Source organism: candidate division KSB1 bacterium, assembly GCA_022566355.1.
In the GTDB taxonomy this organism is placed as follows: domain Bacteria; phylum Zhuqueibacterota; class JdFR-76; order JdFR-76; family DREG01; genus JADFJB01.
Genome location: JADFJB010000035.1, coordinates 26,677 through 36,529 on the forward strand (window position 1 = coordinate 26,677; position 9,853 = coordinate 36,529).

General features: G+C 38.6%; 11 protein-coding genes. 4 read left to right on the plus strand and 7 right to left on the minus strand.

Going from position 1 to position 9,853, the window contains the following annotated elements:
* Positions 1-9: 9 nt before the first annotated feature.
* From IIC38_08185 to IIC38_08215, 7 genes are all read right to left on the minus strand, one after another.
* Entirely contained in the window at positions 10-1,338 is a 1,329-nt protein-coding gene (locus IIC38_08185; GenBank protein MCH8125923.1) for a 5'-deoxyadenosine deaminase, read from the minus strand.
* Between the two features lie 3 nt (positions 1,339-1,341).
* Positions 1,342-3,018, minus strand: coding sequence for a glutamate formimidoyltransferase (gene ftcD / locus IIC38_08190; protein ID MCH8125924.1), 1,677 nt, complete (start codon positions 3,016-3,018; stop codon positions 1,342-1,344).
* Positions 3,019-3,030: 12 nt separating this feature from the next.
* On the minus strand, positions 3,031-3,864 hold the full coding sequence (locus tag IIC38_08195) for a purine-nucleoside phosphorylase (protein MCH8125925.1): 834 nt from the start codon (positions 3,862-3,864) through the stop codon (positions 3,031-3,033).
* A 30-nt stretch (positions 3,865-3,894) separates the two neighbouring features.
* Positions 3,895-5,133: a NupC/NupG family nucleoside CNT transporter gene (locus IIC38_08200; protein MCH8125926.1), complete on the minus strand. Its 1,239-nt coding sequence runs from the start codon at positions 5,131-5,133 to the stop codon at positions 3,895-3,897.
* A gap of 47 nt (positions 5,134-5,180) precedes the next feature.
* Positions 5,181-5,747: a thymidine kinase gene (locus tag IIC38_08205; protein MCH8125927.1), complete on the minus strand. Its 567-nt coding sequence runs from the start codon at positions 5,745-5,747 to the stop codon at positions 5,181-5,183.
* Positions 5,748-6,027: 280 nt separating this feature from the next.
* Positions 6,028-6,519 carry a DUF3788 family protein gene (locus tag IIC38_08210; GenBank protein MCH8125928.1) on the minus strand — a complete coding sequence of 164 codons (492 nt, stop codon included), beginning with the start codon at positions 6,517-6,519 and terminating at the stop codon, positions 6,028-6,030.
* 417 nt (positions 6,520-6,936) lie between these two features.
* Positions 6,937-7,557, minus strand: coding sequence for an O-methyltransferase (locus tag IIC38_08215; GenBank protein ID MCH8125929.1), 621 nt, complete (start codon positions 7,555-7,557; stop codon positions 6,937-6,939).
* A 271-nt stretch (positions 7,558-7,828) separates the two neighbouring features.
* Between IIC38_08215 and IIC38_08220 the strand changes: the two genes are divergently transcribed.
* From IIC38_08220 to IIC38_08235, 4 genes are all read left to right on the plus strand, one after another.
* On the plus strand, positions 7,829-8,449 hold the full coding sequence (locus IIC38_08220; GenBank protein ID MCH8125930.1) for a MotA/TolQ/ExbB proton channel family protein: 621 nt from the start codon (positions 7,829-7,831) through the stop codon (positions 8,447-8,449).
* Positions 8,450-8,466: 17 nt separating this feature from the next.
* Positions 8,467-8,868, plus strand: a complete 402-nt coding sequence (locus IIC38_08225; protein MCH8125931.1) for a biopolymer transporter ExbD — start codon at positions 8,467-8,469, stop codon at positions 8,866-8,868.
* A gap of 56 nt (positions 8,869-8,924) precedes the next feature.
* Positions 8,925-9,395 carry a biopolymer transporter ExbD gene (locus IIC38_08230; protein MCH8125932.1) on the plus strand — a complete coding sequence of 157 codons (471 nt, stop codon included), beginning with the start codon at positions 8,925-8,927 and terminating at the stop codon, positions 9,393-9,395.
* Positions 9,396-9,408: 13 nt separating this feature from the next.
* Positions 9,409-9,853 (plus strand): hypothetical protein (locus IIC38_08235; protein MCH8125933.1); only part of this gene is annotated, 445 nt, incomplete at its 3' end.

Sequence of the window (9,853 nt, forward strand, 5' to 3'; positions counted from 1 at the left end):
TATTCGAACTTAACTTAACTTAACTTTTTCAAGTAACATTTTTAACTCTTGCTCAGCCGTAGCTATTGCTTCGTTTTCATTGATGGCCAATAAGTTGCGATTTTCCATAATTATTTTACCATCGATTAGAACAGTGCGAACATTCTCAGTTTGAGCGGAGTAGACTAGCTGGTTGAATATATCGCTTCCAGGGATACAGTTAATTGTTTTCAAATCCAAGAGAATAATGTCAGCCTTTTTGCCAACTTCCAGGGAACCGATTTGACTTTCCAGATGCATGGTTTTTGCGCCCTGAATGGTTGCCATCTCAACAAGAGTTTTTGCCGGCATAATTTTAGGGCCATATTTTGGTTTTTGAATCAAACCGGCTAATCGCATTTCGGTAAACATGTTTAAGTTGTTGTTACACGGAGGCCCATCCGTTCCAATTGAGCATAAAATATTTTCATTTAAATATCTAGGGATATCAGCAATTCCGGAAGCCAGCTTTAAATTTGCCGTTGGGCAATGCAGTACACGTGTATCGGTTTCTTTAAGAATTTCGATTTCTTCTTCGTCCAGCCAGATACAATGAGCCAGGCATAAATTTGGTCCAGTCATGCCACATTTATGGTAAAACATCACGTTGCCTACATCGAAGCGATCACGGATGAAAGCTACTTCCTGCCGGTTTTCCGATGAATGAGTATGAAGTAAAAAATCTTCGGATTTCGATATTTCACCAAGTTCTTGTAGAATCTGTTTAGAACAAGAAAGCGCAAATCGAGGAGACAGGTTTATCGTGATTCGACGATCTGCAAAATTATGCCATTGCGTCGTCAACTCTCTGAAATATTGTAAGCTGTCTGCAGCCGGGCGCAAAAGGTCAGGTGGAACTTCGTCTCCTTCGTCCATAAAAGTAACGCCTACGGATGCCCGTAATCCACTCGCGGCGACTTCTTCCAGAATGGCTTCCGTATGATATACACTGCCAAAATCCAGGATTGTAGTGGTTCCGCTTTTGATTAATTCTATGATGCCCAACCGCGCAGATGCAGCTAATGAAGCAGGAGTATGAGCAGCTTCAAACGGCCAGATTCTTCTTTTTAGCCAATCTAATAATTGCAGATCGTTGGCATAATTACGAAATAAAGTTTGGCATAAATGAGTATGTGTTTGGATAAATCCCGGCATTGCCACCAATCCGGAAGCATCCAGAACTTTTGCAACATCAGAAGTTAAGTTTTCTCCAATTGCAGCAATTTTATTTTTCTCAACCAGAATATCTCCAGTAGACAGAGAAGTATCATCACTCAAAGATAAAATGGTGGCATTCTTGATTAAAACAGAGTCGGCCAATTGTTAGCTTTCAAGCTTTTTGTTTACTGTTTCTAAAATGTCATTTTTTAATCTCAAAGCTTCGGAAAGAATAACTAAGGCTATATCCTGGATATTTTTTTTATAAGAATCATCATTTATATTAGGAAGGTTAATTTTTACATTGAGAAAAGCGCCATTCACTGCCGCGAAGCTCATATGCGCCCCGACACCGGCATCACTTACTGCATTTGGGTTGCCGGAATTCGCGGCAATTTTGCAAAGTTTCATAACATCCAGAGACAGCTCCATTACTTTGAAGGGAATACTGGTTGCATGCTGATTTGCCTCTTCGATGGCTTTATCCCTCATTTTTTGCATTTCAGGCGTCTTTTTGGGGAGACGCCTAGCTTTCATTACATTGTTGAATGCATCCGTATCTTGATCAATTGCCTGAACTAACTGACTTTTGAGTGTTTGGCTTTTGACTGCCAGGGGTTCCATGGTTTCCCAAACGTCTGTATAATTTCTATTCCCATAAGTCAGGTTTGCAACCATAGAGCTTAATCCGGCAGCCAGACTTCCTGCAAGAGCGGATACGCTTCCACCACCAGGCGCTGGTGATTCGCTAGCTAACTCATTAACGAATTCATGAATTTTTAAACCGGCTAACTCGCCATATTGCGAACGAAAACGATATTCAATAATCTTATTATTTGGCTCGAATTTTCCCAAGTCATCCAAACCAAGTGATTTGATTGCGATATGAATCAATTCCTCATCTGAGACACCAGTTGATCTGCCTTGTTTTGAAAGATAATATTTTCCTGCTTCAAGCAGAGCTTGCAAAGGAATAAGTCCAACTATCTCACTTCCTGTTACGCGCAATCCTAATTTTTCGGCTTCTTTACAAGACTCTTCGAAAAGGATATGTAGACGAGTGGTTTTAAAATTGATTAAATTATAGGAAATTTGTGCCTGACCATATTCTTCAATGTACCAACCGACTCCCTTAACAGCTTTTAAACGGCCTTCCATTCTTAAGGCATTTCCTTCATCATCTCGAACGATTTTCCCTTCATCATCTCTTTTTAAACGGCCTTTTTCACGTAAATTCAGGGCAATTTCATTGGCTAATTTTTTCTCTCGTGTATTCAAGTTGACATTGTAGGCAATGAGAAATTCTCTGGCTCCAATAGCTGTTGCACCGGATTTAGTATTAAATTCCGAATTCCCATAATCCGGTTGCCAATGTGGATCTGTTAGTTTCTCTTGCAGTCCCTCATATTCACCTGCTCTAATGTTAGCCAGGTTTTCCCGATCAGGTTGTTTGGCTGCCTCCTCATAAAGAAACACCGGAATTCCCAGCTCTTCGCCCACACGATGTCCTAATTCGTTTGCAAGTTTTACACACTCTTTCATCGATATACCGGATACAGGAACAAAAGGGCATACATCGGTGGCCCCCATTCTAGCATGTTCACCGGAGTGTTTGCTCATATCGATTAATTCAGCAGCTTTTTTAATAGCACGAAAAGCCGCTTGTTTAACAGCCTCCGGGCTACCAATAAATGTTACAACAGTCCGGTTTGTGGCAAATCCGGGATCCACATCCAATAAAACTGCACCTTCAGTATCTTCAATCTCCTGGGTGATGGCCTGGATTATATTTTTGTTCCTGCCTTCACTGAAATTTGGTACGCATTCAACAATCTGAGCCATTTTTAATAAATCCTAATTTTCGAGCGAATAATCATAAATGTTCTTAATCACACCTTTGATTAATTTTTGGAATTTATCACTAACTTGTGCTGCAATTTCCGTTACTTCTGAATGGTCCAATCTATTTTGAGTCATGCCGGTAGCTAGGTTAGTAATACAGGAAATCCCTAACACTTTCATATTGTTTTGATTTGCCACCAGTACCTCCGGAACAGTTGACATTGTAGCAGCATCTCCGCCAAGCATACGGAGCATTCGTACTTCGGCAGCCGTTTCATACGAAGGACCAAGTCCGTTGATTAATACTCCCTTTTGAAGTTGGATACCTAAATCGAGACCTGTTTCTTCCGTCATTTGAATGAGTTCCTGATCATAAGGTTCTGACATATCAACAAATCGTTTGCCGGGCGGCAAAGGGTCGTTGGATACCAGGGGATTTTTAAAGGAAAAATTAATGTGGTCATTAATTAGCATTAAATCTCCCGGCTGAAACTTTAAGTTTAACCCACCGGCAGCGTTGGTGATAATCAAGTGAGTTATGCCCAATTCAGCGAGAAGTTGAATTGGGAAAGTCACATCCTGTATGGAGTAGCCTTCGTAAAAATGAATACGCCCTTTTAACGCTAAAATCTTCCTGTTTTCCAGGTTGCCTACTATCCAGGAGCCTTCGTGTCCTTCAACTGTTGATTTGGGATAAAATGGGATTTGCAGAGTATCGATAACCAGTTTATCTGAAATATGATCGGAAAATGGACCCAGGCCAGAACCTAAAATAATGGCTAATTTTGGGAAATATTCAACTTGGTCCGTTAAATACTTAATCGCAGATTCGATTTTGTTTTTCAAAATGCTAAAATTTCTTTCAAAGCAATTTTGTTATAGAATAATACCAACGACAGTCGCTGTTAGCCAGGAAGCCAAGGCGCCGCCAAACATAGCTTTCAGAGCTAATTTTGACAAATCCTTCCTGCGATTAGGAGCCAATGCTCCTATTCCACCGATCTGAATTCCAACGGAGGCAAAATTAGCAAAACCACAAAGGGCATAAGATGCGATAATCACTGATTTAGTTTCTAATTGCGGTATCATCTCTTGGAGATGGCCATAAGCAATCAATTCGGTCAGGGCAATTTTTTCTCCCATTAATTCTCCAATTAGCAAAACATCCTTTGTTGGGACACCCATAGCAAATGCAAGGGGAGAAAAAATCCAGCCCATTATTTTTTGAAGGGTTAAATCCACCACTCCAAGGCTTGATCCCACTGCTTCAAGAACAAAATTTGCAGCAGCCACCAAGGCCACGATTGCGATCAGCATTGCAGCTACATTTGCCGCAAGACGCATTCCGTCATTTGAGCCGCGTGTGATGGCTTCCATTACATTGTCTTCGGTTTTTTCAATGTGTAGCGTCAAATCACCTTTGGTCGGGGAGTCTTCTGTCTCCGGATAAATGATTTTAGCAATCACTAACGCAGCTGGAGCGCTCATCACGGAAGCTGCCATTAAGTGTCCGGCAATATTCGGTACACCCGTTAGCATTTTAACATATATGGCCATTACCCCGCCGGCAATGGTTGCAAATCCAACCGTCATAATTGCCATGAGCTCACTACGGGTCATGGTGTCAAGGAAAGGGCGGATCACCAGTGGGGCTTCTGTTTGTCCGACAAAAATATTGGCCGAAGCTGAAAGTGTTTCCGAACCGCTGGTATTCATGGTTTTTTGCATAACCTTTGCAATTAATCTCACTACAAATTGCATAATGCCAAAATGATAGAGTATGGTCATGAAGGCTGAAAAGAAGATAATTGTCGGCAAAACTTGAAAAGCGAAAAAAAATCCCAGAGATCCTTCATTCCCGGGAGATATGGCCAAAGCGTTAAATATGAATTGAGCGCCCTGGTCGGAAAAAGATAGTAATTTGCGAATCACTCCATCCAAAAAAAGGAATATAGGTTTTCCAATGGGTGTTTTCAAAATGAACAACGCGAATGAGAGTTGCAATCCCAATCCCCAAAACACCAACCTGAAATTGATCTGGCTCCGTTTTGCAGACATCAGGTATGCAATTCCCAGGATTCCCGCCACTCCGATAAGACCAACAAAGCGTTCCATAATCTCTTCCTTATTCTAAGATTCTAAGCTCTAGCGCTCAATCGTCTTTAATTCTGGTTTTCAGGTGGGACATAGCATTTGCGACATCGCGCTTCATAAATTTCACTCCCTCCAACAACCACTCTCTCTTCATCATGTGTTTTCCTCTGTGTTCGATTTGCAGGATTGCCGCAAACCATACAAATTGCAAGAGTTTTGGTTATGTACTCAGCAACAGCCAACAGTTGAGGAATAGGTTCAAAAGGTACTCCTCTAAAGTCCTGATCCAAACCGGCGACAATGACTCGTTTCCCTTCCGCAGAAAGTTTCTGGCAGATCGGAACTAGCTCTAAGCCGAAAAATTGTGCTTCATCGATTCCAACCACATCAGAATCATTGGCTCTTGTTAAAATATCTTCAGCGGTTTTTACAGCAATGGAGGATATTTTTAAATCACTGTGTGATACAATATGATTTTTGCTATAACGATTATCAATTTCAGGCTTGAAAATACTAACTTGTTGGCGGGCAATCTGGCAACGTCGAAGACGGCGGATTAATTCTTCACTTTTGCCACTGTACATACTACCACAAATAACTTCGATCCAACCAACATCAGATTGAATTACATTCATTCATATTCCTTCATGGTCAATTTATATATTCGTAAAATAAAGATTCAAATATTGCAGAGATGATTTAGACTAGAAAGTAAAATTTAAACCACCTATTTTTTTGCAAAATTTTACGGAAATTATTTTAAACGCAATATTTTAGCGGTCACTAATATATCTTGTTGACACTAAAAAATCAATAGAATTGGAAATCACGGAAGGGTATGGTATTAAAATTAAAATTTTTTTTAAAAATTTAGGAAGGATACATTTTAGGACGGATTCTTTCTTGAAACCAGGTTCAGGAAGCAATAGCTTCGACTTGTCTTACTTTTCTTGGTTGAGATAATATTTTGTGTTTTAAGGTAATCGCATCAATAAGAGTTTGAACTTGCAGAGGTGATGTGACATTATAAAAAATCCACCGAACATTTCTGGCATTTCTACCGTGACGAATTGCTTGTTTCATGTCAGTATCAATCGCATCGGAATTAAGTAGTTTTAGTTCTTCTTTTTGGGAAATAATGAAAGTCGCGATAACTGCATCTTCGCATGGATGTATATATAAAAGTTTTCGGGAATTAATTTCATAACTCCAGGTCCATTTCCAGGTGGCTGTGAAGAATTCTTGAGTTTCAATTACATTTTCTAATGATAGCATTGATTTTCTGATTTGGGCGAAGTACTGAGAATAAGGTTTAGATAATGTTTTTACCGGAGCAGCCGTAGTTGGTTTACTCTCACTATCCCTATACAGTGCTTTATCCCAAAAGCTATTTGCTTGGTGGTTCATAAATCAATCTCCAGTTAAATGATAACGATTTTATTGATTCTTCAACTGTTCATTTTTCAAATGAGTTCCTTGCTAACGAATCAGGATAATCTAATTTTCGTTTTTATCTGACAATTTGAATTTTACTAAATGATCAGTTGCAGATTTGGCAACAATACATTTTATATATCGACAGCACTTTAGATAAACTGTAGATAACAATTTGTATTTGTTTAAAAGGAGCTAAACCGCACGTTCAAAGCGGTAGTGTAAATATTCGAATTCACGACTAATAGAGTTGACTTCAGTTGTTATCTATGATTAATAATTGGTATTCTAGGAAGAACGGATTTTGTATTAATTTAATTAGTAATATGTACCGGGATTATGCAAAAGTCAAGTTAAGTATTCGTAACAAATAAGAAAAGAGTTAGAAATTCACTTTTTGATAGAAATACTTATACCATCACGTATTGGCAGGATGGTAGAAACAACTTTATCGGAGTTGAAAATAAGTTGATTAAATTCACGGATAGCTTTTATTGTTTCATCATCGGATGGTGAAACAACTTTGCCTTTCCAGAGTACGTTATCGCTGATTAGCACACCACCAGGCCGTAATTTACTGAGCATATTTTCAAAAGCTATGGGATACGAGGTTTTTTGTATATCATTCAAGATAATATCAAATTCCCCTTCAGCTTGGTTTAAAAATTCAATAGCATCCCCTACCGAAAAGTTTATTTTTTTTTCAAGTCCGGCTCTTGAAAAATACTCTTCGGCAATTTGTTTATTTTTTACGGAATAATCTGTACAATAGATCTTTCCATCGTCCTGCAGGCCCATAGCAAACCAAAAAGCAGAATATCCAAATCCCGATCCCAATTCCATAATTCGTTTCGCATTAATTGCCAATGTAAACTGAAGCAGAATGGTACCCACCATAGGACCCAGGATAGGAAAGTTTAAACTTCGTCCGAAATCTTCCATTTCTTTTAGGATGGGGTGTTTTTTGTGCATATTTAATATGTATTCTTCGATGTCCGGATTAATAATCATGATATTCCCAACTTTTTTTAATGAAATATAAGCAATCTTAATTTATAGGATTTATGTTTTTAGGACAATATAATTTATATAGATTTGCGTTTATACATAAATTTCATTAAAAGTTTGCTTTAGATACATTAATTCCCTGAGGGCATAATTTTTTTGAAAAAAATGTGTTGACTTTTTACAAAATATTAATTAATATCGTTCCGTTATTGTTACAGTAAAGAAATCATTTGTCAAATAATCATTTTAATTAACAAAAGGAGATTGGGAAATCATGGTTGAATTATTTATTAAAGGCGGTGGTTTTATGTGGCCAATTTTATTTTTCTTGATTTTTGGTTTAGCAATAAGTATAGAAAGGTTTATAAGTCTCACTCGGGCAACTATAAATACAAGAAAGTTTATGGAAAAAATAAGATCTGCCCTGGATGAAGGCGGAATTGATGCTGCGAAAGAAGTTTGCGAGAATACTCGCGGACCGATCGCATCAATTTTTCATGCGGGCCTTATGCGTATGGATAAAGGCATAGATTACGTGGAAAAAGCGATCATGAACGCCGGTTCTATTGAAATGGCATTTTTAGAGAGAGGATTAATCTGGTTAGGAACCGTAATAAGTTTAGCCCCAATGCTTGGTTTTACAGGCACAGTAGCAGGAATGATTCAATCCTTTGATGCGATTGCAGTAGCCAATGATATTTCTCCAAGTATTGTTGCAAGTGGTATTTCGGTTGCGCTTTTAACAACAGCATTTGGATTGGTTGTTGCTATTATTATTCAGTTGGCCCATAATTATTTTGTATCGAAGGTTGATCGAATTATTATTGATATGGAAGAAAGTTCGGTTACCTTTGTTGATGCATTATTTGAAAGACAAGCTAAGTTAAAAGCATAAATGAAGGAATTAACACTATGATGTTAGAAAAAGAACGAAAAAGCGGGGCTGAAATTCCTACTGCTTCCATGGCGGATATTGCTTTTTTGCTATTGATTTTTTTCTTGGTTGTTACCACAATTGATGTTGATAAAGGTTTAGGTCTCACCTTGCCGCCGATTGGTCAGAATATTGAAATTCAGAAAAAGAATATCTGTACCGTTCTCATTAATGCCGGAGGTAAAGTATTGATAGACGAAAAACCGGTTCAAATCAACTTGATTCATGAGATTATCTCCCTGAAGCTTGCTAACAATAAACTGCTTATTGTTTCATTAAAAACTGCCAGAGAGACAAAATATGAAGTTTATATAAAAACGTTAGACCAGATAAAAATGGCCGGGGCAAAAAGAATTTCATTGGCCGAACCTGATGTTTAGTTTTTAGTGGAAACTATCCATCCTATGGTTAGTCTAATACGAACAGGAGTTTTTTTATGTCTGATGATGTGAACAAAAATCAAGAAATCACTGCACCATATACACCTCCCCAACGCGTCCAATTTAAGCAAAAGGGTGGTGCTAAAACAGAAATTCCCACAGCTTCCATGCCCGACATCGTTTTTATGTTGATACTTTTTTTTATGGTTACAACCGTATTCCAGCAATACAAAGGACTAGCTATCGAGCTACCCTCTGCTAGTCAAATAGAAAAATTACCGGGGAAGCGGAATGTAAGTTATATATGGATTGATCAGGACGATCAAATCTCCATTGACGATATACTTCTAGAGTTGAAACAAGTTGCTTCCTTAATGTATGAAAAACGGGTTGCAAATCCAAGAATCGTGGTTTCGCTGCGGATTGATCGTTTAGCTAATATGAAAACTGTTTCCGGAGTTCAGCAGCAACTTCGGGAAGCCGATGCTTTAAAAATAAATTATTCTACCAAGTTTGCACCAAAATAACGGGAGAAGTCCTATGGAAAATTTGACAGAACGTATGAAATTTAAGCTTAATTACCGTAAGATAATCGAAGGTTCCTTGGTGATTGCTCTTCTAATTTTGTTGATCACGTTCCAGGCTTTTAAAAGGTTCGAGTCTGACCTTGAAATAGCCAGCGAAGAGCAAGTCATCATCGATGTTGATGAAATTCCATTAACAGAACAAATTGATCGGCCACCCCCGCCTCCACGACCCGCAGTTCCCATACCAACTGAAGATGAAGATATTCCTGACGATTTGACGATAGAAGAGACAGAGATAGATTTTGATGAAGAGCCACCGCCGCCTCCGCCGCCTCCAAAGGAAGAAGAAGACATCATTTTTGTTGCTTATGATACGGAACCAGTACCAATAGGTGGTTTTGCAGCTATCCATAAAAATCTGACATATCCTGATATTGCAAGAAGAGCCGGCGTTGAAG

Bases quoted from the DNA above. Each gene is read 5' to 3' on its own strand.
- IIC38_08225 (MCH8125931.1), top strand. From the start codon at position 8,467: ATGATGTTAGAAAAAGAACGAAAAAGCGGGGCTGAAATTCCTACTGCT.
- IIC38_08220 (MCH8125930.1), top strand. From the start codon at position 7,829: ATGGTTGAATTATTTATTAAAGGCGGTGGTTTTATGTGGCCAATTTTA.
- IIC38_08205 (MCH8125927.1), bottom strand. From the start codon at position 5,747: ATGAATGTAATTCAATCTGATGTTGGTTGGATCGAAGTTATTTGTGGT.
- IIC38_08215 (MCH8125929.1), bottom strand. From the start codon at position 7,557: ATGATTATTAATCCGGACATCGAAGAATACATATTAAATATGCACAAA.
- IIC38_08200 (MCH8125926.1), bottom strand. From the start codon at position 5,133: ATGGAACGCTTTGTTGGTCTTATCGGAGTGGCGGGAATCCTGGGAATT.
- ftcD (MCH8125924.1), bottom strand. From the start codon at position 3,018: ATGGCTCAGATTGTTGAATGCGTACCAAATTTCAGTGAAGGCAGGAAC.
- IIC38_08210 (MCH8125928.1), bottom strand. From the start codon at position 6,519: ATGAACCACCAAGCAAATAGCTTTTGGGATAAAGCACTGTATAGGGAT.
- IIC38_08230 (MCH8125932.1), top strand. From the start codon at position 8,925: ATGTCTGATGATGTGAACAAAAATCAAGAAATCACTGCACCATATACA.